Source organism: Jiangella sp. DSM 45060 (genome assembly GCF_900105175.1).
Lineage (GTDB): Bacteria > Actinomycetota > Actinomycetes > Jiangellales > Jiangellaceae > Jiangella.
Genome location: NZ_LT629771.1, coordinates 3667501 through 3691749 on the forward strand (window position 1 = coordinate 3667501; position 24249 = coordinate 3691749).

Consider the following 24249-nt stretch of genomic DNA (forward strand, 5'->3'; position numbering starts at 1 on the left):
GTCGGCTCGCCGTCCAGCCAGAATCGCCACGGGAACGCGACGCCGTCGCCGCCGATGCCGCTGACGCCGACCCGCGGGCCGGTCCGCACCCGGCCGCCGTCGACCGGCGGACCCGGGAGCAGCTGCGTCGGCGAGCCGGGAGCGCACAGGTCGACGCCGTTGTCGGGGCGGCCGAGGCCCAGCGCGGACGTCAGACGGGCCGGGCCGCGGGCGTACTCGCGCGCCGTCCGCGCGGACAGCCGCCTGGACGCGGCCAGCGCGGCGCCTTCGACGACCTCGCCGGCCCGCAGCAGCACCGCCGTCGCCGTCCCGTCGACGTCGCACACCACGTTCGCGCAGAAGTGCATGCCGTAGGTGAAGTAGACGTAGAGGTGGCCGGCCGGCCCGAACATGACGTCGTTGCGCGGCGTGCGCCCGCGGTACGCGTGCGAGCCGGGGTCTTCGGCGCCCTGGTACGCCTCGACCTCGGTCAGCCGCACCGCCACCGTCCCCTCAGGCGTCGTGTGCCGCAGCACGCTGCCGAGCAGGTCGGGTGCCACCTCGAGGCCGGGTCGGGCCAGGAACGCGCGGTCGATCGTCGCCGTCTCCACCGCGCCAGTATCGACGACGGCGTCAGGCGGGCGGCAGCGGGACGCGCAGGCTCACCGTCCCCTGGAGGTCCAGCCACGCCGCGTCGGGCGCCCGGACCAGCCGCAGGATGACGTGCTCGCAGCTCGGGCAGCGCGCCACCCAGCCCTGCGCGTGGCCGTACACCCGCAGGTCCGCGACCCGGCGGGTGTCGCCGCAGCTCACACAGCGTCCGGTGGCAGCGGTGACGTCGACGGCGAACAGCTCGGCGAGCGGGCCGGCCAGGGCGTTGCCGTCCTGGTAGTCGTCAGTCATGTCAGTCTCCTGTCGGGCCGAACCGCTCGGTGCGGATGCGGCGCGGGTCGTGGCCCAGTCCGACCAGCGTGTTCGCCACCTTCTCGACGAACCCGGTCGGGCCGCAGACGAAGCACGTCGGCTCGAACTGCGGCGGCCAGCCGTAGAGCTCCAGGTCGGCGGGCCCGATGCGGCCCGGCGTCCGCACGGACCCGGCCGGCGCCGACCGGGTGAACAGCGTCGCGATGTCGAGCCCGCCGTCGTCGCGGGCGGCGCGGCGCAGTTCGGACGCGTAGAACTGGTCGGACGGCGAGCGGACGGAGTGGATGAGCCGGAACGGCGCCCGGCTGCGCGCCTCGCGCCGGGCCCGGACCATCGCCATCAGTGGGACGATGCCCGACCCACCCGCCACCAGCAGCGCCGGCGCCGTCCGCGACGGGTGCCAGACGAACCAGCCGCCGACCGGGCCGCGCAGCTCGACCGGGTCGCCGACGGCGAAGGTGTCCGTCAGGTACTCCGACACCTCACCGTTGTTCACCCGTTGAACGGTGAGCTCGACGCGGTCGCCGTCGGCCGGTGCGGCCAGCGAGTAGCTGCGCTGGGTGCTGTAGCCGTCCTCGTCGGTCAGCCGGACGTCGACGTGCTGCCCGGGCACGTGGCCGGGCCAGCCGGGGACGTCGAGCAGCAACGTCCGGGCGGTCGCGGTCTCGGTGCGGATGCCGGCGAGGGTCGCGACGCGCCACTCGAGGCGGGCGTTCAATCGCCCGCGTAGCGCTGCTCGCGCCACGGGTCACCGTAGTTGTGGTAGCCGACGCTCTCCCAGAACCCCGGCTCGTCGAACTCGAGCAGTTGCAGGCCGCGCAGCCACTTCGCCGACTTCCAGAAGTACAGGTGCGGCACCAGCAGCCGGGCCGGCCCGCCGTGCTGCGGCGCCAGCTCGGAACCGTCGAACTCGTAGACGACCCACGCCTTGCCGTCGAGCAGGTCCTCGAGCGGCAGGTTCGTCGTGTAGCCGCCGTAGCAGTGCGCCAGCGCGTAGTCGGCTGTCGTGTCGACGTCCTCCATCAGCAGGTCCAGCGACACCCCGCGCCATGACGTGGCCAGCTTGGACCACTTCGTGACGCAGTGGATGTCGACCGTCGGCTCCTCGGCCGGCAGCTCGAGCAGCTCGTCCCACGTCCACCGGTACTCCTGGCCGGTCTCGCTGGCGATGGTGAACTCCCACCGGTCCAGCGAGATGTTCGGCGTCGGCCCGGCGGACAGCACCGGGAAGTCCTCGGTCAGGTACTGCCCCGGCGGCAGCTGGACGTCAGCGTCGTGCCTTCTTCTCCGGAACCCCGGAGACACGATCCCCATCGTTCCACCCCGTTTCCCTCGCGCCTGCGGACGCGCCCTCCCACCCTGGGCACATGGTCCTCTCCCCCAGGTCCGGAGTCCAGAGCATTCGGGAGGTCGGTTCGTCAGGTACCGAACTCGGCCCGCACGCCCAGGAGCCGGACCGGGCGGCGGTCGGTGAACCGGGACAGCGCCACCAGCGCGGCCGTGGCGAGCGCGTCGGCGTCGCTCGTGGGCTCGGCAAGCTTGTGGCCGTGGGTGGAGGTGAAGAACGGGGCATAGCGGACCTTGACGACGACGCGGACGGCCGGGCGGCCCTCGGCGACGACCTCGCCGGCGACCTCGTGCGCCAGCCTGGCCACCTCGCGGGCGACCTCGTCCCAGTCGTCGAGGTCGTGCTGGTACGTGAACTCCTTGCCGCGCGACCTCGCCAGCCACGGCTCGCCGCTGACCCGCGCCGACGCGACCCCGCGGGCCACGCGGACCAGCCACGGCCCGATGGTGGGGCCGAACCTCTTGGCGACGTCGTCGGGGTGGGTGGTGGCGAGGTCGCGGACGGTGTGGATGCCGAGCTCGGCCAGCTTCTTCGCCGTCTTCGCGCCGATGCCCCACAGCGCGTCCGTCGAGCTCTCGCCCAGCACGTCGAACCAGGAATCGTAGGTGAGCGTGGCGACGCCGGCCGGTTTGCCGAACCCGGTGGCCAGCTTGGCCTGCAGCTTGTTCTCGCCGATGCCGACGGTGCAGTCGAGGTCGGTGGCCTCGCGGACGCGCCGCTGGATGCGCCGGGCGGTTCCCTCGGGGTCGTCGTCGCCGACGTCGAGGAACGCCTCGTCCCAGCCGAGCACCTCGACGGTGCCGAACTCGCGCAGCGTCTGCATGACGTCGGCGGAGACGGCCTCGTAGGCGGGCTTGTCGACCGGCAGGAAGACGGCGTCGGGGCAGCGTTTCAGCGCCGTGCGCAGCGGCTGGCCCGAGTGGACGCCGAACGCGCGGGCCTCGTACGACGCGGTGGCGACGACGCCGCGCTTGGACGGGTCGCCGTCGCCGCCGACGACGACCGGGCGGCCGGCCAGCTCGGGACGGCGCAGCACCTCGACGGCAGCGATGAACTGGTCGAGGTCGACGTGCAGGACCCAGCGGGACACGTGGCCATTCTGGCCCGGCGCACTGACAAGGTGGGGGTCAGCGGGCGGGATCCGTGGGATCTGCCGGGTCCTGCGGGTCGGCGGGGTCGGCCGGGTCCTGCGGGTCGGCCGGGTCCGCCTGGTCGGCCGGGTCGGCCGGCTCTGCGGGGTCGGCCGGCTCGGCCGGGTGGTCGGTGGCGGCGCGCCAGACGTCGTCCGCCGCGGGCCGCTCGTCCGCGACGGGCCCAGGGGCGGCGTCGGCGCCGTCCTTCCCGACCGCCGCGCCGCTGGCGTCGTACTCGACCTCGCCGGCCGGTTCGGGCGCGGCGCCGGGCGTGCCCGCGACCGGGAAGCGCTCCGCGTCGTCGAGGTGATCGTCGTGGCGGGCGGGTGCGCCGCCGAGGAAGTCGCGGATGCGCTGGCCGTACGCCGTCGCCTTGGAGGGGTCGACGGGGAAGGTGACGTCCTCGACGATGCGGGCGAAAGTGTCGCGGACCCTCGCCGTGCCGGCGTTGGTGGCGGCGCCGCCGAGGATCGAGCCGACCTGGTCTTGGACCGACGTGATGGTGTCGCCGACGAACTCGCGGATGCCGGAGTCGTGGACCGGGCAGCGCGGCAGCGCCGACTTCGCCGGGCGGACCAGCCGCTGCCGCCGTCGCCACGCCGGATCGTGCAGATACGCCTGGCCGTCGACCGCGTAACGGCAGATCAGCCCCTCGAACGCCAGCGCGTCGAGGTCGTCGGACATGGCGGCCGTCGGGTGCTCGTCGAACCGCAGCGCCCACAGCCGGCCGTTGACCACGGCGGCGTTGTCGACCGCGCGGCCCTCGTCGTCGAGGACGGTGGGCAGGTAGGCCCAGGTGTAGGCGGCGGTCAGCGACAACCGGGCCACCCGCTCGTCCTGGACGTCGCCCGGCTGGATGGTCCTGGGACTGTGCGCCATGGTCGGCTCCTTCATGTGCTCCGTCGGCTGCTTCGAATCTACGTCAGCTCCGGGCGGCGGAACGGGTCTAGGCTCGACGAAGGAGCAGTTCGAGGGGGCGGTCGCCATGACCGGACAAGTCGTTCACTTCGAGATCCCCGCCGACGACGTCGAGCGGGCCCGCGAGTTCTACCGCGACGCCTTCGGCTGGGACGTCACGCCCATGCCGGACGTCGACTACACGATGGTCGCCACCACCCCGGTCGACGAGACCGGGCGGCCCAAGGAGGCGGGCGCCATCAACGGCGGCATGTTCACCCGCGACGCCGACCGCCCCGGCCCCATCGTCACCATCGGCGTCGACGACGTCGACGCGGCGCTGGCGGCGGTGCAGCGACTGGGCGGCGCGGTGGTCCTGCCGAAGGCCGAGGTCATGGGCATGGGGTACGCGGCCTACTTCCGCGACAGCGAGGGCAACGTGCTCGGCCTCTGGCAGGCAGCCGGGTGACCTCGCCGCCGTCGGCGCTCGGTGGTTGAGCCGATCGGGTGACCAGGGCGGCGGCATAGCTGCCTCACCCATCGGCCGTCCACTCCCTTGCGAGCAAACCTAAACCGGTATAGGCTCCGATTCTAAACCGGTTTAGACGCGAGAGGCGACCGCCGATGCCCGCCGAACCATCCCCAGTCACCATCGCCGACGTCGCGCGGCGGGCAGGCGTGAGCAAGGGGCTGGTGTCGTTCGCGCTCAACGGAAAGCCCGGGGTCTCGGCGCAGACGCGCGACCGCATCCTCGAGGCGGCGCGCGACCTGGGCTGGCAGCCGAGCCTGCGGGCCCGCGCCCTGTCGGTGAACCGGGCGTTCGCTCTGGGGCTGGTCATCACCCGCGACCCGGAGATCATCACCGGCGACCCCTTCTACCCGTCGTTCATCGCGGGCGTGGAGCGCGAACTGGCACCGGCCGGCCAGGCGCTGGTGCTGAGCGTCGTCCCGGACGAGGTGGCCGAGCTGGCCGCGTACCGGAAGCTGGTCGCCGACCGCAGGGTCGACGGCGTCTTCATCACCGACCTGCGCCACGACGACGCCCGCATCGCCCTCGCCGAGGAGCTCCAAATCCCCGCCGTCACGCTTGGCCACCCGGAGACGCCGTCACCGTTCCCGGCGGTGTCGATGGACGACCGGGCCGGCATCGAGGCCGCCGTCGACCACCTGGTCGGGCTCGGCCACCGCGGCATCGCGCACGTCGCCGGGCCGGCCCGCATGCTGCACGGCAGCCGCCGCCGGAAGGCGTTCGAGGACGCGATGGCCCGCGCCGGGCTGCCGGCCGAGCTCGTCGTCGAGACCGACTTCCGGGCCGCCGACGGCGCCCGCGCGACCCGCGACCTGCTCGCCCGCCCCGACCGGCCGACGGCGATCGTCTACGCGAACGACCCGATGGCGATCGCCGGGCTCGGCGTCGCGCAGCGGTCCGGGCTGCGGGTGCCCGACGAGCTCTCCGTCACCGGCTTCGACGGCAGCGACGTGGGCGAGCACCTCTTCCCCGCGCTCAGCACCGTGGCCACCGACGCGGTCAGCTGGGGCGCCGTCGCCGCGCGGGTGCTGCTGCGCTCGATCGCCGGCGAGGAGCCGGGTGACACCGACCTGCCGCCCGCGCGCTTCGTGCCGCGCGAGTCGACCGCCAGCCACTCAGAGCCCCCCACCCGGGCCGGCCGCTGACGCCGTCCGGGCCGACAGAAGGAGACACCGTGCAACGACGCACCCGAGCCACCGCAGCAGCCCTCACCGCCGCCGGCCTGCTCGCCGTCACCGCCTGCGGCGGCAGCGACGACGACGCCGAGACCGGCGACGACGGCGGCCGCGGCGACATCACCATCTGGTACTCGAACAACGAGGCCGAGGTCGCGTGGGGCGAGCAGATGGTGGAGGCCTGGAACGCCGAGCACCCGGACGAGCAGATCGAGGCGCAGGAGATCCCGGCCGGCGCCAGCAGCGAGGAGGTCATCGGCGCCGCCATCACGGCGGGCAACGCGCCGTGCCTGATCTTCAACACCGCGCCCGTGGCGGTCCCCGACTTCGAGCGGCAGGGCGGCCTCGTGTCGCTGTCCAGCTTCGAGGACGGCGACGACTACGTGACGGCGCGCAGCGGCGACATCGCCGAGCAGTACCAGTCGGCGAGCGGCGAGTACTTCCAGCTGCCGTGGAAGTCGAACCCGGTGATGATCTTCTACAACAAGGCGATGTTCGCCGCCGCCGGGCTCGACCCGGAGAACCCGCCGCTGGGCACGCACGACGAGTTCCTCGAGACCGCACGCACGCTGGTGGCGTCGGGCGCCGCGCCGAAGGCGATCTGGCCGGCCCCGACCAGCGAGTTCTTCCAGAACTGGTTCGACTTCTACCCGCTCTACGCGGCCGAGACGGGCGGCACGCCGCTGGTCGAGGACGGCGCGGCGACGTTCGCCGACGACGCCGGGCAGAGCGTCGCGGAGTTCTGGAAGACGCTGTACGACGAGGGCCTGGCCAGCCGCGAGGCCTACCAGGGCGACTCGTTCGCCGACGGCCAGGCGGCCATGGCGATCGTCGGCCCGTGGGCGATCAGCGTCTACGGCGAGAACATCGACTGGGGCGCCGTCCCCGTCCCGACATCCGCCGGCACCGCCCCGGAGGAGACCTACACGTTCAGCGACGCCAAGAACATCGGCCTCTACACCGCGTGCGAGAACCAGGCGACGGCGTGGGACGTGCTGAAGTTCGCCACCAGCGAGGAGCAGGACGGCCTGCTGCTGGAGATGACCGGCCAGATGCCGATGCGCCAGGACCTCCCCGGCACCTACCCGGACTACTTCGCCGCCAACCCGGCGTACGAGGCGTTCGGCGACCAGGCGGCCCGCACGGTCGAGGTCCCGAACATCGCGAACTCCGTCGCCGTGTGGCAGACGCTGCGCGACGCGTGGTCGCAGTCGGTGATCTTCGGCGAGGGCGACCTCCAGGACTCGCTGCAGGGCGCCGCCGACGAGATCGACGGCCTGGCCGGCCAGTCCTGACGGGCGGCCGGGCATGACGGTCGTCGACACGGACGCCCGGGCCGCGGGCGGCGCACCGGCACCGCCCGCGCGCCGGCGACGGGCGCGGGGGCTGCTGGGCCGCAACCCGTCCGGCCTGCTGTTCAGCGCGCCGTACCTGGCGTACGTGCTGGTCGTGTTCGCGGTGCCGCTGGGCTTCGCGGTGTGGATGTCGTTCCACGACTACTTCTTCGCCGCGCCCGGCGCCGACGTCGACCGGCCGTTCGTCGGGCTGGACAACTACACCGACGTCCTGACCGATCCGGACGTGCGCCGCTCGTTCGTGAACATCGGGATCTTCCTGGTCATCAACGTGCCGCTGACCGTGGTGCTGTCGCTGGTGCTGGCGACGCTGCTCAACCAGGTGGTGCGCGGCCGGATCTTCCTGCGGGTCGCCTTCTACGTCCCGTACGTGACGGCGTCGGTCGCGGTGGTGGGCGTGTGGTTGTTCCTGTTCAGCGGGGACGGGCTGGTCAACGAGGTGCTGGGGCCGCTGGCGCCGGACCCGCCGTGGCTGATCAACTCGTTCTGGGCGATGCCGTCGATCGCGTTCTTCGTCACCTGGAAGCAGCTGGGCTTCTACATCCTGCTGTACCTGGCGGCGCTGCAGAACGTCCCGAAGGAGCTGTACGAGGCGGCGGCGACGGACGGAGCGGGCCGGCTGCGGACGTTCTGGTCGGTGACGGTGCCCGCGGTGCGGTCGGCGACGGTGCTGGTGCTGCTGCTGTCGACGATCATCGGCGCGAACCTGTTCACCGAACCGTACCTGCTGACGGGCGGCGGCGGGCCGAACGGCGCGTCGGCGTCGCCGGTGCTGATCATGTACCAGCGCGGCATCGAGCAGGGCACGCCCGGCGTGGCCGCGGCCATCGGCGTGATCCTGGTGCTGCTGGTGCTGCTGGTCGCGTGGCTGCAGCGGCGCTTCGTCGGAGGTGGTGAGTCGTGAGCCGCGGAGCCTCCGTGACGAGGTACGTCGTGCTCGGTGTGGGCGCCCTGGCGTTCCTCTTCCCCTTCTACTACATGGTCATCGGGTCCCTGCAGACCGCACCCGACCCCACCCCGGCCGGCGCGTTCCCGGACCCGTCGAACCTGACGCTGGACAACTACGCCGCGATCGACGGGCGCATCGACCTGCTGCAGGGGCTGGTGAACTCGGGCATCTTCACCGGCGGGGTGATCCTGGGGACGGTCGTGTTCGGCGTGCTGGCCGGGTACGCGCTGGCGGTGCTGCGGTGGCGCGGCCGCGGGACGACGTTCGCGCTGGCGCTGCTGGTGCAGGTGGTGCCGTTCCAGCTGCTGATGATCCCGCTGTACGTGCTGATCGCCCGCGACTACGGGCTGGCCGACAGCTACCTCGGGATGATCCTGCCGTTCGCTATCAACTCGACCGCGGTGATCGTGTTCCGCCAGTACTTCCTGCAACTGCCCCGCGAGCTGTTCGACGCGGCGGCTGTGGACGGAGCGGGCGATCTGCGGACCCTGTGGAACGTCGCGTTGCCGCTGGTCCGGCCGGTGCTTCTGACCGTCGTCCTGATCACGTTCATCGGGCCGTGGAACGAGTTCCTGTGGCCGTTCCTCATCACCAAGGACCAGTCGATGCAGCCGCTGGCGGTGTCGCTGGCCAACTACATCAGCAACGTGGCGGCGTCGGCGGCCAACCCGTTCGGCGCCGTGCTGGCCGGCGCCGTCGTGCTGGCGGCGCCCGCGGTCGTCCTGTTCATCGTCTTCCAGCGCTACTTCACCAGCACGAACCTCGATTCCGGCGTGAAAGGCTAGGCATGCCCGTCTCCACCACCGTCCCGTACACGCTGACCCGGCTCGGGGTCGTCATGGCCCCGCTCGACGGCGAGCCGCTCGAGGCCGAGGGGGTGCTCAACCCGGCCTCCGGCCGCGACCCGGACGGCGTCCTGTACCTGCTCCCCCGGCTGGTCGCGGCGGGCAACGTGTCGCGGGTGGGCCTCGCCCGCGTGGTGATCGACGACGACGGCGTGCCGGTCGGCGTGGCGCGCGAGGGCGTCGTCCTGGAGCCGGACCGGGCCTGGGAGCGCGGCGCCGCGCACAGCGGCGTCGAGGACCCCCGGATCACCTGGATCGGCGCGCTCGGGCTGCACGTCATGACGTACGTCGCGTACGGGCCGCTGGGGCCGCGCACCGCGCTGGCGGTGTCGGACGACCTGCGGACGTGGCGGCGGCTCGGGCCGGCGCTGTTCGCCTACGACGACGACCTCGACGTCGACCTCAACCTGTTCCACAACAAGGACACCGTGTTCTTCCCGACGCCGGTGACGTCGCCGTCCGGGGTCGAGAGCCTCGCCGTGCTGCACCGTCCGATGTGGGATCTCGGCGAGATCCGCCCCGGTCAGGGCGTCGTGCTGCCGCGCGGTGTGACCGACGAGCGGCACAGCGTCTGGATCTCGTACGTGCCGCTGGCATCGGCGCTGGCCGACGTCCGCAACCTGGTGCACTGGGGCGAGCACCGGTTCCTCGCCGGCCCGGAGTACCCGTTCGAGGAGCTGAAGATCGGCGGTGGACCGGCGCCGCTGCGGGTCCCCGAGGGCTGGCTGCTGCTGCACCACGGCGTCACCGGCGTGCTCGCGTCGGGCGTCGCGCAGCAGCAGCGCGTCAACTATGCCGCCGGCGCCCTGCTGCTCGACGCCGCCGACCCGTCCGTCGTGCTGGCCCGCACGCCGCAACCGCTGCTGGCGCCGGAGACCGACGACGAGCGCAGCGGCATCGTTCCGAACGTCGTCTTCCCCACCGCGATCGAGGAGATCGGCGGCGCGCACTACGTCTTCTACGGGATGGCCGACAGCAAGATCGGGGTCGCCCGCCTGGACCGCACGGACCTCTGACCGAAGGGAGAGCCGCGATGACGCGGAGCTCGTGGACGGCGGCCCTGGCCGCGACGCTGCTGACGACCGGGACGCTCGTGGCCGGGGCGGCGCCCCAGCCGGACCCCGTCCAGCCACTGGCGAACACCGCGCACCTGGACTTCCTGCTGGACCAGGCATCGCCTGCGGAGGTGGCCGGCCACACGACCTACCGGCTGGCCGAGGAGCCGGCGCTGACCTTCCCGTGGACGTACGCCGACGCGCGGGCGGGCGGGACGTTCGAGCGGATCGGCGGCGGGCGGCTCGACCCCGCGACGGGACACTGGTCGCAGGGCGCCTACAACGCCGACGACGTGTCCCGCGCGGCCGTCGTCTACCTGCGGCACTGGCGGCAGACGGGCGCCGCCGCCAGTCGCGAGAACGCGTACGAGCTGCTGCGATCACTGGCCTACCTGCAGACGACCAGCGGGCCGAACGCCGGCAACGTCGTCCTCTGGATCCAGCCCGACGGCGAGCTGAACCCGAGCGCCGAGCCGGTCGAGCTGCCCGACCCGTCCGACTCCGGGCCGAGCTACTGGCTGGCGCGGACGATCTGGGCGTTCGGCGAGGGGTACGCGGCGTTCGAAGACGCTGACCCGGCGTTCGCCGGCTTCCTCCAGGATCGGCTCCGGCTGGCCGTCGACGCCGTCGACCGGCAGGTCCTGACGCGGTACGGCGAGTACACCGTCGCCGACGGGCTACGGGTGCCGTCGTGGCTGATCGTGGACGGCGCGGACGCGACGGCGGAGGCGGTGCTGGGGCTGGCGGCGTACACGACGGCGGCGCCGTCGGACCGGCCGGCGCGGAGCGCGCTGCGCAAGCTGGCCGAAGGCGTGGCGGCGATGGGCGGCGGCGACCCGGACGCGTGGCCGTACGGCGCGGTCCTGCCGTGGGCGCGGTCGCGGTCGATGTGGCATGCGTGGGGGTCGCAGCTGCCGGCGTCGCTGGCGGCCTCGACGGCGTTGTCGTCGCCGGAGCTGCTGCGCCCGGCCGTCGTCGACTCCGCGCGGTTCGTGCCGACGCTGCTGACGGCGGGCGGCGCGGACAACGGGTGGATGCCGACGCCGACCGAGCGGGTGCAGATCGCCTACGGCGTCGATTCGCGGCTGCAGTCGCTGCTGGCCGTCGGCGAGGCGGCGGACCGGCCGGCGTTCGGCGAGCTGGCCGGGCTGACGGCGGCGTGGTACTTCGGCGCGAATCCCGCCGGTGAACCGATGTACGACCCCGCGACCGGCGTGACGTACGACGGCGTCGCGGCCGACGGGACGATCAACCGGAACAGCGGCGCCGAGAGCACCATCCACGGGCAGCTGTCGATGCTGGCGCTGGACGCGCACCCCGAGGTGCGGGAGCGCGCCGCCGCTCTGACGGACGTCGTGGCGCGCGACGGGCTGCGGCTGGTCGAGGCCGAGGCGGCGACGTCGACGACCGGGACCGTGCGGGCGCCGGAGGCCGCGTGGACCGGCGAGTCGCTGTGGAGCGGGTCGCTGCTGGCGCTGTCGCCTGGGCAGACTGCGACGTTCGACCTGGGACCGTCGGACCAGCCGCGGTTGGTCGAGCCGGTGTCGTGGCTGCCGCTCGGCGGAACGGCGCGGTCGGCGTGGACGGCGTCCGGGCGAGCCGTCGGCACGCTGGAGCACCGGGTCGGAGCGCAGGGGCTGACCGCGGTCCCGGGCGCGCTGCTGCCGCTGCCGCTGCGCCGGCCGGTGCCCGCGGGCGCGTCGTCGGTGTCGGTGACGGCATCGCGCGGCGCGGTCGAGCTGGATGCGCTGCTGGTCCGGCCGGACGTGTCCCGGCTCGCCCTGGCCGGCGACGGCGGGGCGCGGGCCGAGCTGCTGCACTCGGCCGCGGCGACGCCCCGCCGGGTCGAGGTCGACGGGCCCGGGACCGTGCGGGTGTACGACGGCTCCGGCCGGCTGCAGGCGTCCCGCGAGCTGACCGGGCGGACGACGATCACGCTGCGGCCGGGCGGCTTCGCCGTCGTGTCGGGCGGTTGACCGTGTGCGAAGGTGGTGGGCGTGCGGCCGAACCTCGAACGCATCCACGGCGGCGACGCCCTGGCCGAACAGGTCCTCCGTGACCTGCCGGCGGTCCTCGACGACGCGACGCTGGCGCGGCTCGGCCGCTCGGCCGTGCAGGCGCTGGGCCGCTACAGCGCGCGGCAGGTCGTGGTCGCGCTGCGCACCCGGTCCGCGGGGCTGCTCCGCGACGCGTTGACGGCGGCCGCGGTGTCCGAGCAGCTGGTCATGGCCGACCCGCGCGACACCATGGTGGGGCTCGCGCCGCACCTGCACGTCGCGCGGGAGCTCGGACTGGACGCGCCGCGGCTCTTCGCCGACGTCGCCGCACGCCTCCCGGCCGGCGACGTCGCGACCCTGCTGCGCACGTTCGGCGCCCGCACCGACGTCAGGTTGCCGGGCTTCGGCTGGCGCATCGTCGACACCCCGGACGGACCGGACCTCATGCCCGATGCGGGACGAGCGGCGGCGCCGTCGCGGTGACCGGCGGCGGCGACATACGGGCCGGCCAGAGCGCGGCCCGCACCCGCCGCCGGAGCGGCCGCGTCCGCAGCACGGCCCGCCGGACGGTACGGACGTCCTGGCGCAGCGTGGCGACCGGCTCGGCCGACCGCGCGTAGCGGGCTCTCTCGACCGCCGTCGTCAGTCGCCGCAGCGCCGCGCGGGCGCCGTCGTCGAGGGACACGGCCTGCGCCAGCCGGGCGGCCGTGGCGCGCGGCGTGCCCTGGACCGGCCCGAGCCCGGCGTCGCGGACGGCCAGGCGCAGCTCGGTCCAGGCCGCCTCGGCCTCGTGCCGCGGCCGGCCGGCGGCCCGCCGCCAGCGCCGTCGCCGCCGGAACGCCGTCATCGCTGGCCGACCGGTCAGCAGCATCATGACGGCGGCCGCGACCAGCGCGCCGGGCGGGACCCCGTCACCGCCGGCGGCGCCGGCGGCGACGTCGTCCGGCTCGTCCGCGGGCGCCGGCGAGGTCTCGGCCGGCGGCGCCTCAGCAGGCGGGGTCCCGGGCTGCGGCGACGGGGTGCCGGGGCCGGGCGCGGCGCCCGGCCGGGCCGGGGTCGGCTCGAAGGCGACCCAGCCGGTGCCCTCGAACCACAGCTCCGGCCAGGCGTGTGCGTCGTGCGTAGTGACGATCCGGCCGCCGCCGGGCAACGCGTCGCCGGGCAGGAAGCCGACCGCGACCCGCGCCGGGATGCCGAGCCGGCGTGCCATGACCGCCATCGTCGCCGCGTACTGCTCGCAGTAGCCGCGGCGGTCCTGGAGGAACGTCAGCAGCGACCCGGTCGCCGTGCCGGGGTCCACGGTGTCGGTGTCGTAGACGAACCCGCCGCCGCCGCGGAACCAGGCCTCCAGCGCGCGGGCCCGGTCGTAGTCCGTCGCGGCGGCGCCGACGGCCTCGTCGAGATACGGATCGACGACATCGGCGTCAGCGGACAGCGCGACCATCGGGTCGAGCCCGGGGCCGGGCGGCGGCGCGGACCGCAGCCGTTCGGCGTCGTACGAGACCAGCGCGACGTCGGCGCTGAAGCGCAGCCCGCGCGGGTCACCGCTGGGCGAGCCGACCTCGAGGGTGTCCGGGTCGTAGAACCACTCCCCCGCGACCGCCACCCGCAGCGGCGGGTACGGCAGCGGCAGCGACCGCCACGGGTAGTTCTCGGTGACCGTGATCTCGATCTCCGCGACGGGCGGCTCGCCGCCGGCGACCGGTGGCGCCGGCAGGTCACCGCGCAGCAGGCGCAACGTGGTCCCCTCGCCCTGGTGCCAGCGGCTTCCGTCGAACTCGTCGTGGACGGCGACCCGCAGGTACGGCGGCTCCGGCGCGTCCGTCGTGTACTGGAGCACAGGGAGGTCCTGCGGCCGGGTGAGGTTGCGGTGCAGGTCGACGATCGGGTTGTCGACGGGGACGGACGGCGCCCGGGCTGCTTCGTCGTCGAGCCGGGCGAACAGCGACTCGTCGATGACGCCGTCGCCCAGGCCGGGCAGCAGCGCCGGCACGACGACCGCCGCCGACACCGCGGCCAGCCCGGCCCGGCGGCTGGTGCGCAGGCCGGTGTGCAGCCCGGCCCGGCCCGGGCGGTCGCCGTGGCCGGCGCCGGGCCCGACGAACCGGCCCCAGCGGGCGACCCGGGCGTGGCCCTCCGCCGCGAGCAGGACGAGGTAGCCGGCCGCCGGCGGCACGAACCAGAACCACGCGACGCCGCCCGGCAGCACGCCGGCCGCGATGAGGTAGCCGGCCGCCAGCACCGGACCGGCCAGCGCCGGCCGGCGCCGCGCGGCGACGAGGAGGTCGGCGGTGATCGCGACCGCCCCGGCGCACGCGACCAGCAGCACGACGGCGCCCGGGTCCGGCGGCAGCGGTGCGGCGTTCTCGCGGACCACCTCGACGCCGTCGCGGACCGTGGCCGCGAGCCGGGCCGGATCGGGCAGCAGCGCGGGCCACGGGGAGGCGCCCCGGTCGGCGTTCGACGCCAGCACGCCGAGCCACCAGCCGAGGACGACCACCTGCACGGCCACGACCAGCGGCGCCGGCGTCCGGTGCCGGCGCAGCGTCCAGCCGGCCGCCGCGACCAGCACGACCGCCGCCGGAACCGCGCTCGCCCACCCGGGCGACTCCGCGAGCGCCAGCAGCGGCACGGCGGCGAGCAGCGCGGCGACCGCCGTGACAATGGTCGTCCGGAGCCCACCGGGCACGCCGTCACCCCCCTTTTCCAGGTCAGACGCCCGAGACCACCGGCAGGTTGCGTTGTCGCTAGGGTGGGGGCATGGTGGACGACGGCGAGCGGGCCGCGACGGTCGCCGACGTGCACGAGGTGGCGCTGGCGATGCCCCACGTCACCGTGTACCCGGGCACCGAGCACAAGCCCGTCTACCAGGTCGGCGGACGGTCGTTCGTGTTCTTCCGCAACCCGCGGCCCGACGCCGTCGACCCGGAGACGGGCGAGCGGTACGACGACGTCATCGTGCTGTGGGTGGAGTCCGAGGCCGAGAAGCAGGCGCTGGTCCAGGACCCGCGCACCCCGTACTTCACGACGCCGCACTTCGACGGGCACCTGTCGGTGCTGGTGCGGGCCGGCCGGCTGGGCGAGCTGACCCGCGCCGAGCTGGCCGAGCAGGTCCAGGACGCGTGGCTGGCGCGCGCCTCGAGGACGCGGGCCGCCGCGTGGCTGCGCGATCATGGACGGTAACCGCGCCGCCTGGGACGACGCCTCGCTGAAGCACGTCCGCGAGGACGACGAGTTGCTGGCGCAGGCGCGGACGGCGACGCTGCTGCCGGCCGAACTGGAGCTGCTGGGCCTGGTGCTGGCGGCGGCGCCCGAGGTCGTGCACCTGCAGAGCGGCCATGGCCTCGACGACGCGGCGCTGGTGCGGGCCGGCGCGCGGTCGGTCGTCGGTGTCGACTTCAGCGCCGTCGCCGTGACGGCGGCGCGGCGGCGGGCCGCCCGGCTGGGCCTGCCGTGCCGGTACGTCGTCGGCGAGCTGCCCGGTGCCCCCCTGCGCTCCGGTGGCGCGGACCTCGTCTACACCGGCAAGGGCGCGCTGATCTGGCTGCCCGACCTGGCCGCCTGGGCCCGCGACGTGGCGCGGCTGCTGCGACCGGGCGGGTCGCTGTTCGTCTACGAGGCGCACCCCGCGGTGCCGCTGTGGACGTGGGACGCCGACGAGCCGCGGATCCGGCCGGACCGCGGTTACTTCGAGCGCCGTCATGTGAACGACACGTTCCCGGCCCGCGGCGCGGTGGAGCGGCAGGCGACGCTCGGCGAGATCGTGACGGCGGTGGTCGGCGCCGAGCTGGAGCTGCGCCACCTCGCCGAGTACCCCGATCCGTTCTGGCGTCCCGACGGCGTCGACGCGGCGGCCTGGCGCGGGCGGCTGCCGAACGCCTTCTCACTGCTGGCGCTCCGGCGCTGAGACCACGCACAGACGGGGCCGGCTCTCGCCAGCCCCGTCTCGCTCCCAGCGGTTCGTGGCGCTACCTCAGCAGCGCGACGAACTGGTGCAGGGCGACACCCAGGATGGAGAACGCTCCCGCGATCAGTGGCCAGAGATCCCTCAGGATCTGGCTGATGACCTCGGTGTGCTGACGCAGCTGTTCAAGCCTGGCCAACGTCGTGCGCTCGTCCCTGTCACTGTGGTTCACGTGCATCCTCTTTCCGAGGGGCCACACAGTGAGCCGCTGTCACAGCCCGCCGGGTAGCCCATCTCTGGACTACTCCGGGGGTTCCCGATGTAGTTAGCCCTCCAGGATGACACCTGGTCAATGAGTCGTCAACGGCGGTACTCTGGTCCTGGTCGGCGGAGGTGCTGTCACACCGATGATCCCGGCCGGACCCCGGCGCGCCTCTCATTCACTGTGGTTCCGCGCCGGGGTTTCTGCTGCCTCAGGCGTCCAGAGCGGCGGTGAGCAGGTCGTACGTCGGGCGGTCGTAGGCGACCAGGCGGATCAACTCCACCTCGGTCGAGGCGGCCCGGACGGTGTCGACGGCGATGCGGGCGGCCTGGTCGGGCGGGTAACCGAAGATGCCGGTCGAGATCGCCGGGAACGCGACCGACCGGGCGCCCAGCGAGTCCGCCACCTCCAGCGAACGCCGATAGCAGGACGCCAGCAGCGCGGCCTCGCCGGCCGCTCCCCCGCGCCAGACCGGCCCCACGGTGTGGATGACGTGGCGCACCGGCGGGTCGAGGTCGAACGCCGGGGTCGCGACGGCGTCACCCGGCCGGCACGGCGCCAGCGCGGCACCGGCCTCCTTCAACCGTGGCCCGGCGGCCCAGTGGATCGCCCCGTCGACGCCGCCACCGCCGCGCAGCGACGAATTGGCCGCGTTGACGATCGCGTCGACGTCCTCGCGGGTGATGTCGCCCTGTGCCACCTCGACCCGAGCCATGAGGCCGAACCTAGCCCCAGGCCCGCCCCGACGCGACGGCGGACCGGACGGCGGAGAGCTGCTCCTGCACCCGCTCCGGGGCCGTCCCGCCGCGCGCCGACCGCGACGCCAGCGAGCCCGGCACCGACAGCACCGACCGCACCGAAGGCGTCAACGACGGCGAGATCTCGGCCAGGTCGGCGTCGGTCAGCTCCCACAGCTCGAGCCCCCGGGCCTCGCAGGCACGGACACACGCCCCCGCGATCTCGTGCGCCGACCGGAACGGCACGCCCTCGCGCACCAGCCACTCCGCGACGTCGGTGGCCAGCGAGAACCCCTGCGGCGCCAGCTCCTCCAGTCGCGCCGCGTTGAACCGCAGCGTCGCCACCATGCCGGTGAACGCGGGCAGCAGCACGGTCAGCGTGTCGACGGAGTCGAACACCGGCTCCTTGTCCTCCTGCAGGTCACGGTTGTACGCGAGCGGCAGCGCCTTCAACGTCGTCAGCAGTCCGGCGAGGTTGCCGATCAACCGGCCGGCCTTGCCGCGGGCGAGCTCGGCGATGTCCGGGTTCTTCTTCTGCGGCATGATCGACGACCCGGTCGACCAGGCGTCGTCGAGGGTGACGAAGGAGAACTCCTTGGTCGCCCAGAGGATGACCTCCTCGGCGATCCGCGACACGTCCACGCCGATCTGAGCGAACACGAACGCGGCCTCGGCGACGAAGTCACGCGACGCCGTGCCGTCGATGGAGTTCTCCGCCGACGTCGAGAAGCCCAGCTCCGCGGCGACGAACGCGGGGTCCAGCCCCAGCGACGACCCCGCCAGCGCGCCCGACCCGTACGGCGACGAGTCGGTGCGGCGGTCCCAGTCGCGCAGCCGGTCGACGTCGCGCAGCAGCGGCCACGCGTGCGCCAGCAGGTGATGCGACAGCAGGACGGGCTGGGCGTGCTGCAGGTGCGTCCGGCCCGGCATCGCCACCCCCAGGTGCGCCGAAGCCTGCCCGACCAGCGCGTCCACCAGGTCCAGCACGAGCCCGGACACCGTCCGCGCCGACTCGCGCAGGTACATCCGGAACAGCGTCGCCACCTGGTCGTTGCGCGACCGCCCGGCGCGCAGTTTGCCACCCAGTTCCGGGCCGACGCGGTCGATCAGCCCGCGCTCCAGCGCGGTGTGCACGTCCTCGTCGGCGAGAGCCGGCACGAACTCGCCGGACGCGACGTCGGCGGCCAGCCGGTCCAGCCCGTCGAGCATCCCGGCCAGCTCGGACGAGGTCAGCAGCCCGGCCCGCTCCAGCACCGCGGCGTGCGCCTTCGACCCGGCGATGTCGTACGGCGCCAGCCGCCAGTCGAAGTGCGTCGATTTCGACAGCGCGGCCAGCGCGTTCGACGGCCCGCCCTCGAACCGGCCGCCCCACAATGCACTGCTCACAGATCCTCCGGAATCGTTCATGACGGCGGCGGGGGCACGGTGCCCTCGGCGAGGGCCAGGAACCACGCGGCCACCCGCTCCCCGCCCGCCGGGTCGGCCGAGATGACGAGGACGGTGTCGTCACCGGCGATGGTGCCCAGGATCTCCGCGCGGGCCGCGTGGTCGACCGCGGACGCCAGGTACTGCGCGGCGCCGGGCGGGGTGCGCAGCACCACCAGGTTGGCCGACGACCGCGCCGAGATCAGGATCTCCTCGCAGACCCGGACCAGCCGGGCGTCGACGGCGGACCTGGACGTGGCCAGCGGCCGGGAGTCGCCGCCCTCGCCGGGCAACGCGTACACCAGCCAGCCGTCGGCGTTGCGGATCTTCACCGCGCCCAGCTCGTCGAGGTCGCGCGACAGCGTCCCCTGCGTGACCTCGATGCCGCTCTCGGCCAGCCGCTCGGCCAGCTCCGTCTGCGACCGGATCGGGGTCTGCGCGAGGATCTCCGCGATGCGCCCGTGCCGGGCCGCGCGCGTCGCCGGCTGCGTCATGCCGTCGCCTCCTGCGCGAGCAGCCAGGTCAGCAGCGCCTTCTGTGCGTGCAGCCGGTTCTCGGCTTCGTCCCACACGGCGCTGGCCGGGCCGTCGATGACGTCGGCGGCGATCTCCTTGCCGCGGTAGGCGGGCAGGCAGTGCAGCACGACGGGGTCCGGCCCGGCCGCCGCGACCGCGCCGGCCGTCAGCGCGAACGGGACGAACGGCGCCTCGCGGTCGTCCGCCTCCGATTCCTGCCCCATCGACACCCAGGTGTCGGTGGCCAGCACGTCGGCGCCGGCGAAACCGTCGTAGGGGTCGGTGACGTGCGCGACCGAGCCACCGGTCGCCGCCGCGATCGACGCCGCCCGCTCCAGCACGTCCGCCGACGGGGCGAACGCGGCCGGCGACGCGACCCGCACGTGCATGCCGACCAGCGCGCCGGCCAGCAGGTACGAGTGCGCCATGTTGTTGGCGCCGTCGCCCGCGTAGGTGAGCGTCAGCCCGGCCAGCGTGCCCTTGCGCTCGCGGACGGTCTGCAGGTCGGCCAGCAGCTGGCACGGGTGGTAGTCGTCGGTGAGTGCGTTGACGACGGGGACGGCGGACGCCGCGGCCATGTCGTCGAGGCGCTGCTGCGCGAACGTGCGCCAGACGATGGCGGCGCACTGGCGGTCCAGCACGCGTGCGGTGTCGGCGATCGGCTCGCCCCGGCCCAGCTGCGACGTCTGCGCGTCGATGACCAGCGGATACCCGCCCAGTTCGGCGATGCCGACACTGAACGAGACGCGGGTGCGGGTGGAGTGCTTGTCGAAGATCACCGCGACGGCGCGCGGGCCCTCCAGCGGCCGGTAGGCGAATCGGTCCGCCTTGAGCTCGGCCGCCATGTCGAGGACCTGCAGGTACTCGACCGGCGACAGGTCGTCGTCGCGGAGGAAGTGCCGGGTCATCGGGTCTCCTTCGGTGCGGTCCCGACGGCGTCGAGCACCGCCGGCAGCGCCGCCAGGAACTCGTCGGCCTGCGCGGTGTCGAGGATCAGTGGCGGCGCGAGCCGGATCGTATCGGGCGTGACGGCGTTGACGACGAACCCCGCGCCGAGCGCGGCCGAGACGACCGAGGCGGCGAGCGGGGCCGCCAGCTCGATGCCGAGCAGCAGCCCGCGTCCCCGCACGCCGCGGACCAGCGGATGGCCCAGCGCCAGCACCTCGGCACGCAGGTGGGCGCCGACGGCGCGGGCGTTGTCGAGCAGGCCGTCGCGCTCGACGGCGTGCAGCACCGCCAGCCCGGCGGCGGCCGCGACCGGGTTGCCGCCGAACGTGGTGCCGTGCGCGCCGGGCCCGAGCAGGTCGGCGGCCCGGCCGAGGCCGATGCAGGCGCCGATCGGGAAGCCGCCGCCGAGGCCCTTCGCGACGGTGACGACGTCGGGCACGATGCCCTCGGCGGTGTGCGCGAACCAGTCGCCGCAGCGGCCGATGCCGGTCTGGATCTCGTCGACGACCAGCAGCGCACCGGCCCGCTCGGTGATCTCGCGGGCCGCCGCCAGGTAGCCGGCCGGCGCCGGGACGACGCCGCCCTCGCCCTGCACCGGCTCGAGGAACACCGCCGCGGTGTCGGCGTCGACCGCGGCGGACAGCGCCTCGGCGTCGCCGTACGGCACGAACGTCACGCCGGGCGGCAGCGGCTCGAACGGCTCGCGGATGGCCGGCTTGCCGGTCAGCGCCAGCGCGCCCATCGTCCGGCCGTGGAACCCGCCCTCGGTCGCGACGACGTTCGGCCGGCCGGTCCGCCGGGCGATCTTGAACGCGGCCTCGTTGGCCTCGGTGCCGGAGTTGGCGAAGAACACCCGGCCGGCGCCCGCGGGCGCGCCCAGCAGGTCCAGCAGCCGCTCGGCCAGCGCGATCTGCGGCGCGCTGGCGAAGAAGTTGGACACGTGCCCGAGCGTCGCGAGCTGTGCCGTGACGGCCGACACCAGCAGCGGGTGCGCGTGGCCGAGCGAGTTCACCGCCAGCCCGCCGAGGAGGTCGAGGTAGCGGCGGCCGTCGGCGTCCCACACGTAGCAGCCCTCGCCGCGGACCAGCACCCGCTGCGGGCTGCCGAACGTGTTCATCAGCGCCTGGCCGTAGCGCGCGGTCCAGGCGTCGTTGTTGCCGACCGCGCCCAGCCCGGGCACCTGCTCCAGCTCCGTCATGACGGCACCACCATCGTTCCCACGCCCTCGTCGGTGAAGACCTCCAGCAACAGCGAGTTCGGGACCCGGCCGTCGATGATCGTCGCCTCCGGCACCCCGCCCTCCACCGCGCGCAGGCACGCCTGCATCTTCGGGATCATGCCGGACGACAGCGACGGCAGCAGCGTCGTCAGCTCGCCGGCGGTGAGCTCCTGCACGATCTCGGTGTCGGCCGGATAGTTCCGGTACAGCCCTTCCACGTCGGTCAGCACGACCAGCTTCTCCGCGCCCAGCTCGACCGCCAGCGCGGCCGCCGCGGTGTCGGCGTTGACGTTGTGCACGACGCCGTCGGCGTCGGGCGCGACCGACGACACGACCGGGATGCGCCCGGCGTCGATGAGGTCGCGGACCGCGTCGGCGTTCACCTCGGCGACGTCGCCGACCAGCCCGAGGTCGACCGGCTTGCCGTCGATGATGGCCGACTGCCGCTCCGCCGTGAACAGGCCCGCGTCCTCACCGGACAGCCCGACCGCGAGCGGCCCGTGCGCGTTCATCAGGCCGACGATCTCGCGGCTCACCTGGCCGACCAGCACCATGCGGACGACGTCCATCGCCTCGGGCGTGGTGACCCGCAGGCCGCCGCGGAACTCGCTCTCGATGCCGAGGCGGTCCAGCATGGCGCTGATCTGCGGCCCGCCGCCGTGCACAACCACCGGCTTCAGCCCGGCCAGCCGGAGGAAGACGATGTCGTCGGCGAAGGCCCGCTTGAGGTCGTCGTCGATCATCGCGTTGCCGCCGTACTTCACCACGACGATCTTGCCGTGGAACCGCTTCAGCCAGGGCAGCGCCTCGACCAGCACACCGGCCTTGGCCAGCGCGGCCATCGTCGTCACGCTCATGTCGAGTACGCCGAGTTCTCGTGCACGTAGTCGTGCGTGAGGTCGCTGGTCAGGATCGTCGCCGCGGCCGGGCCGGCGTTCAGCTCGACCAGCACGTGCACGCCGCGGCCGGACAGATCGACGCCGTCCGACGGCGCGCCGACACCCGTCCCGCCGGCGACGCAGACCTTGACGCCGTTCATCGAGATGTCGATGCGCTCCGGCTCGAACGCCGCCTTCGTGGTGCCGACGGCGGCCAGCACCCGGCCCCAGTTCGGGTCGTTGCCGAACACCGCGGCCTTGAACAGGTTGCTGCGGGCGACGGCGCGGGCGACCTCGACGGCGTCGTCGTCGCTCGCGGCGCCGGTGACCTCGATGGCGATGTCGTGCTGCGCGCCCTCGGCATCGTGCCAGAGCTGCTGCGCGAGGTCGGCGCAGACGGCTCGGACAGCCTCGGTGAGGTCCTGTTCGGACGGCGTGGCCCCGGACGCGCCGCTGGCCAGCAGCGCGACGGTGTCGTTGGTGGACATGCAGCCGTCGGTGTCGAGCCGGTCGAACGTCGTCCTCGTGGCCGCCCGCAGCGCGGCGTCGAGCGTGGCCGCGTCGGCGACGGCGTCGGTGGTGATGACGACCAGCATGGTGGCCAGCGCGGGCGCCAGCATGCCGGCGCCCTTGGCCATGCCGCCGACGACCCAGCCGTCGCCCGCCGCCGTGGCCTGCTTGGCGACGGTGTCGGTGGTCATGATGGCCGTCGCCGCCGCGGGCCCGCCGTCGGGTGACAGCTCGGCGTGGGCGGCGCGGATGCCCTTCTCCAGGATCGGCCGGTCCAGCGGCTGTCCGATCAGCCCGGTGGAGCAGACGGCGACGTCGAAGGCCTGGCCGCCGGTCAGCTCGGCCACCAGCTCGGCGCTGGCGTGCGTCGTCTGGAACCCCTCGGGGCCGTTGTAGCAGTTGGCACCGCCGGAGTTCAGGACGACGGCGGAGAGCTTCCCGTCGGCGATGGTCCGCTCGCTCCACAGCACCGGGTTGGCCTTGCACCGGTTCGACGTGAACACGGCGGCGGCGGTGTGCTGGGGTCCGTCGTTGACGACGAGCGCGACGTCGGGCTTGCCGCTGGGCTTCAGGCCGGCGACGACGCCCGCGGCCCGGAATCCGGCCGCCGCGGTGACGCTCACGGCGCCACCCCCGTCGTCGGCAGGCCGAGTGTCTCCGGCAGCCCGAGCGCGAGGTTGGCCGATTGGACGGCGGCCCCCGCTGTGCCCTTGGTGAGGTTGTCGATGGCGGCGACCGCGACCACCCGACCGGCCGCCTCGTCCACCGTCACCTGCACGTGGGCGGTGTTGGCGCCGAGAACGGCGGCGGTGGTGGGCCACTGCCCCTCGGGCAGCAGGTGCACGAACGGCTCGTCGGCGTACGCGGCTTCCCAGGCGTTGCGCGCGGCGGCCGCGTCGCCGGTGAGCTTGGCCGTCACCGTGGCGAGGATGCCGCGGCTCATCGGGACCAGCGTGGGCGTGAACGAGAGCGTCACGTCGGCGCCGGCCGCCAGCTGGAGGTTCTGCTGGATCTCCGGGATGTGCCGGTGCACGCCGCCGACGGCGTACGGGGTGGCCGCGCCGAGGATCTCGCTGGCCAGCAGGTGCGGCTTCAGCGACTTGCCGGCGCCGGACGGGCCGCAGGCCAGCACCGCGACGATGTCGTCGGGCGCGACGACGCCGGTGGCCAGGCCGGGCGCGAGCGCCAGCGTGACGGCGGTGACGTTGCAGCCGGGGACGGCGATGCGCCGCGCGCCCGGGAGCGCGTCGCGCTGCTTGTGGCCGTCGGCGTGGACGAGCTCGGGCAGGCCGTAGGGCCAGCTGCCGGCATGCTCGGTGCCGTAGAAGCGCTGCCAGGCCGCGGCGTCGGTGAGGCGGTGGTCGGCGCCGCAGTCGAGCACGAGGACGTCGTCGGGCAGCTGCGCCGCGATCTCGGCCGACGCGCCGTGCGGCAGCGCCAGGATCACGACGTCGTGCCCGGCCAGCGTCTCGGCCGTCGTCGGCGCCAGCGTGCGGTCGGCCAGTTCGATCAGCTGCGGGTGGTGCGCGGTGAGACGGTCGCCCGCCTTCGAGTGCGCCGTCACCGTCCCCACGCCGAGTTCGGGGTGCGCGAGCAGCAGGCGCAGCAGCTCGCCGCCCGCGTAACCGCTCGCTCCCGCGATCGCCACAGTCGCTCCCATGCGAA

General features: G+C 74.0%; 26 protein-coding genes (1 of these 26 only partly in view). 10 read left to right on the forward strand and 16 right to left on the reverse strand.

What is annotated here, in order from left to right:
• From BLU82_RS16465 to BLU82_RS16490, 6 genes are all read right to left on the reverse strand, one after another.
• Positions 1–590: the 5' portion of a DNA-3-methyladenine glycosylase gene (locus tag BLU82_RS16465; RefSeq protein WP_092622252.1), read on the reverse strand. Its footprint begins 43 nt before the window's first position; the window shows 590 of its 633 coding nt (coding positions 1–590); the start codon lies at positions 588–590; its stop codon lies off the left edge, out of view.
• Positions 591–612: 22 nt separating this feature from the next.
• Positions 613–882, reverse strand: a complete 270-nt coding sequence (locus tag BLU82_RS16470; protein WP_069115424.1) for a DUF6510 family protein — start codon at positions 880–882, stop codon at positions 613–615.
• Position 883: 1 nt separating this feature from the next.
• Positions 884–1648, reverse strand: a complete 765-nt coding sequence (locus BLU82_RS16475; RefSeq protein WP_092622253.1) for a ferredoxin reductase — start codon at positions 1646–1648, stop codon at positions 884–886.
• On the reverse strand, positions 1618–2217 hold the full coding sequence (locus tag BLU82_RS16480) for a sulfite oxidase-like oxidoreductase (protein ID WP_092622254.1): 600 nt from the start codon (positions 2215–2217) through the stop codon (positions 1618–1620). The genes BLU82_RS16475 and BLU82_RS16480 overlap by 31 nt, the downstream gene beginning before the upstream one ends.
• 104 nt (positions 2218–2321) lie before the next feature.
• The gene (locus tag BLU82_RS16485; protein ID WP_092622255.1) at positions 2322–3341 is read right to left on the reverse strand and encodes a DNA polymerase IV; all 1020 of its coding nucleotides are present in this window, start codon (positions 3339–3341) and stop codon (positions 2322–2324) included.
• A gap of 37 nt (positions 3342–3378) precedes the next feature.
• Positions 3379–4263 (reverse strand): hypothetical protein, encoded by an 885-nt coding sequence (locus tag BLU82_RS16490; protein ID WP_157741052.1) that lies wholly within the window; start codon positions 4261–4263, stop codon positions 3379–3381.
• A gap of 106 nt (positions 4264–4369) precedes the next feature.
• Between BLU82_RS16490 and BLU82_RS16495 the strand changes: the two genes are divergently transcribed.
• The 8 genes from BLU82_RS16495 to BLU82_RS16530 all read left to right on the forward strand — a co-directional run bounded on the left by BLU82_RS16495 (position 4370) and on the right by BLU82_RS16530 (position 12669).
• On the forward strand, positions 4370–4750 hold the full coding sequence (locus BLU82_RS16495; protein ID WP_092622257.1) for a VOC family protein: 381 nt from the start codon (positions 4370–4372) through the stop codon (positions 4748–4750).
• A 155-nt stretch (positions 4751–4905) separates the two neighbouring features.
• The gene (locus tag BLU82_RS16500; protein WP_092622258.1) at positions 4906–5955 is read left to right on the forward strand and encodes a LacI family DNA-binding transcriptional regulator; all 1050 of its coding nucleotides are present in this window, start codon (positions 4906–4908) and stop codon (positions 5953–5955) included.
• Positions 5956–5984: 29 nt separating this feature from the next.
• Positions 5985–7280 carry an extracellular solute-binding protein gene (locus tag BLU82_RS16505; RefSeq protein ID WP_092622259.1) on the forward strand — a complete coding sequence of 432 codons (1296 nt, stop codon included), beginning with the start codon at positions 5985–5987 and terminating at the stop codon, positions 7278–7280.
• Between the two features lie 13 nt (positions 7281–7293).
• On the forward strand, positions 7294–8244 hold the full coding sequence (locus BLU82_RS16510; RefSeq protein WP_092622260.1) for a carbohydrate ABC transporter permease: 951 nt from the start codon (positions 7294–7296) through the stop codon (positions 8242–8244).
• A gap of 74 nt (positions 8245–8318) precedes the next feature.
• Positions 8319–9074 carry a carbohydrate ABC transporter permease gene (locus BLU82_RS16515; RefSeq protein WP_092625919.1) on the forward strand — a complete coding sequence of 252 codons (756 nt, stop codon included), beginning with the start codon at positions 8319–8321 and terminating at the stop codon, positions 9072–9074.
• 2 nt (positions 9075–9076) lie between these two features.
• Positions 9077–10150 (forward strand): glycosidase, encoded by a 1074-nt coding sequence (locus tag BLU82_RS16520; RefSeq protein ID WP_092622261.1) that lies wholly within the window; start codon positions 9077–9079, stop codon positions 10148–10150.
• A 17-nt stretch (positions 10151–10167) separates the two neighbouring features.
• Complete coding sequence (locus tag BLU82_RS16525) at positions 10168–12165, forward strand: hypothetical protein (protein WP_092622262.1); 1998 nt, start codon at positions 10168–10170, stop codon at positions 12163–12165.
• 21 nt (positions 12166–12186) lie between these two features.
• Positions 12187–12669, forward strand: coding sequence for a hypothetical protein (locus tag BLU82_RS16530; protein ID WP_157741054.1), 483 nt, complete (start codon positions 12187–12189; stop codon positions 12667–12669).
• Here the strand turns inward: BLU82_RS16530 and BLU82_RS16535 are convergent.
• Positions 12629–14875 (reverse strand): DUF3488 and transglutaminase-like domain-containing protein, encoded by a 2247-nt coding sequence (locus BLU82_RS16535; protein ID WP_092622264.1) that lies wholly within the window; start codon positions 14873–14875, stop codon positions 12629–12631. The two genes, BLU82_RS16530 and BLU82_RS16535, sit on opposite strands and share 41 nt — an antisense overlap.
• Positions 14876–14946: 71 nt before the next feature.
• On the opposite strand from BLU82_RS16535, the gene BLU82_RS16540 reads away from it, so the two are divergent.
• Together BLU82_RS16540 and BLU82_RS16545 are read left to right on the forward strand one after the other, a co-directional pair.
• A complete protein-coding gene (locus BLU82_RS16540) occupies positions 14947–15369 on the forward strand; it encodes an MmcQ/YjbR family DNA-binding protein (protein WP_092622265.1) in 423 nt (140 codons plus the stop codon).
• Positions 15359–16093: a bifunctional 2-polyprenyl-6-hydroxyphenol methylase/3-demethylubiquinol 3-O-methyltransferase UbiG gene (locus tag BLU82_RS16545; protein ID WP_092622266.1), complete on the forward strand. Its 735-nt coding sequence runs from the start codon at positions 15359–15361 to the stop codon at positions 16091–16093. The genes BLU82_RS16540 and BLU82_RS16545 overlap by 11 nt, the downstream gene beginning before the upstream one ends.
• Before the next feature lie 61 nt (positions 16094–16154).
• On the opposite strand, the gene BLU82_RS34215 is transcribed toward BLU82_RS16545, so the two are convergent.
• The 9 genes from BLU82_RS34215 to argC form a co-directional block, all read right to left on the reverse strand.
• Positions 16155–16322 carry a hypothetical protein gene (locus tag BLU82_RS34215; protein WP_157741056.1) on the reverse strand — a complete coding sequence of 56 codons (168 nt, stop codon included), beginning with the start codon at positions 16320–16322 and terminating at the stop codon, positions 16155–16157.
• Positions 16323–16563: 241 nt separating this feature from the next.
• Positions 16564–17067 carry an O-acetyl-ADP-ribose deacetylase gene (locus BLU82_RS16550; RefSeq protein ID WP_092622267.1) on the reverse strand — a complete coding sequence of 168 codons (504 nt, stop codon included), beginning with the start codon at positions 17065–17067 and terminating at the stop codon, positions 16564–16566.
• A 10-nt stretch (positions 17068–17077) separates the two neighbouring features.
• Positions 17078–18496, reverse strand: coding sequence for an argininosuccinate lyase (gene argH / locus BLU82_RS16555; protein WP_092622268.1), 1419 nt, complete (start codon positions 18494–18496; stop codon positions 17078–17080).
• The gene (locus BLU82_RS16560) at positions 18493–19008 is read right to left on the reverse strand and encodes an arginine repressor (RefSeq protein ID WP_092622269.1); all 516 of its coding nucleotides are present in this window, start codon (positions 19006–19008) and stop codon (positions 18493–18495) included. The genes argH and BLU82_RS16560 overlap by 4 nt, the downstream gene beginning before the upstream one ends.
• Positions 19005–19937: an ornithine carbamoyltransferase gene (argF, locus tag BLU82_RS16565; RefSeq protein WP_092622270.1), complete on the reverse strand. Its 933-nt coding sequence runs from the start codon at positions 19935–19937 to the stop codon at positions 19005–19007. Before argF ends, BLU82_RS16560 begins: the two co-directional genes overlap by 4 nt.
• Positions 19934–21175, reverse strand: a complete 1242-nt coding sequence (locus tag BLU82_RS16570; RefSeq protein WP_092622271.1) for an acetylornithine transaminase — start codon at positions 21173–21175, stop codon at positions 19934–19936. The genes argF and BLU82_RS16570 overlap by 4 nt, the downstream gene beginning before the upstream one ends.
• Positions 21172–22053 carry an acetylglutamate kinase gene (gene argB / locus BLU82_RS16575; protein WP_092622272.1) on the reverse strand — a complete coding sequence of 294 codons (882 nt, stop codon included), beginning with the start codon at positions 22051–22053 and terminating at the stop codon, positions 21172–21174. The genes BLU82_RS16570 and argB overlap by 4 nt, the downstream gene beginning before the upstream one ends.
• Positions 22050–23207 carry a bifunctional glutamate N-acetyltransferase/amino-acid acetyltransferase ArgJ gene (gene argJ, locus BLU82_RS16580; protein ID WP_092622273.1) on the reverse strand — a complete coding sequence of 386 codons (1158 nt, stop codon included), beginning with the start codon at positions 23205–23207 and terminating at the stop codon, positions 22050–22052. The genes argB and argJ overlap by 4 nt, the downstream gene beginning before the upstream one ends.
• A complete protein-coding gene (gene argC, locus BLU82_RS16585) occupies positions 23204–24244 on the reverse strand; it encodes an N-acetyl-gamma-glutamyl-phosphate reductase (protein WP_092622274.1) in 1041 nt (346 codons plus the stop codon). The genes argJ and argC overlap by 4 nt, the downstream gene beginning before the upstream one ends.
• Between the last annotated feature and the right edge of the window lie 5 nt (positions 24245–24249).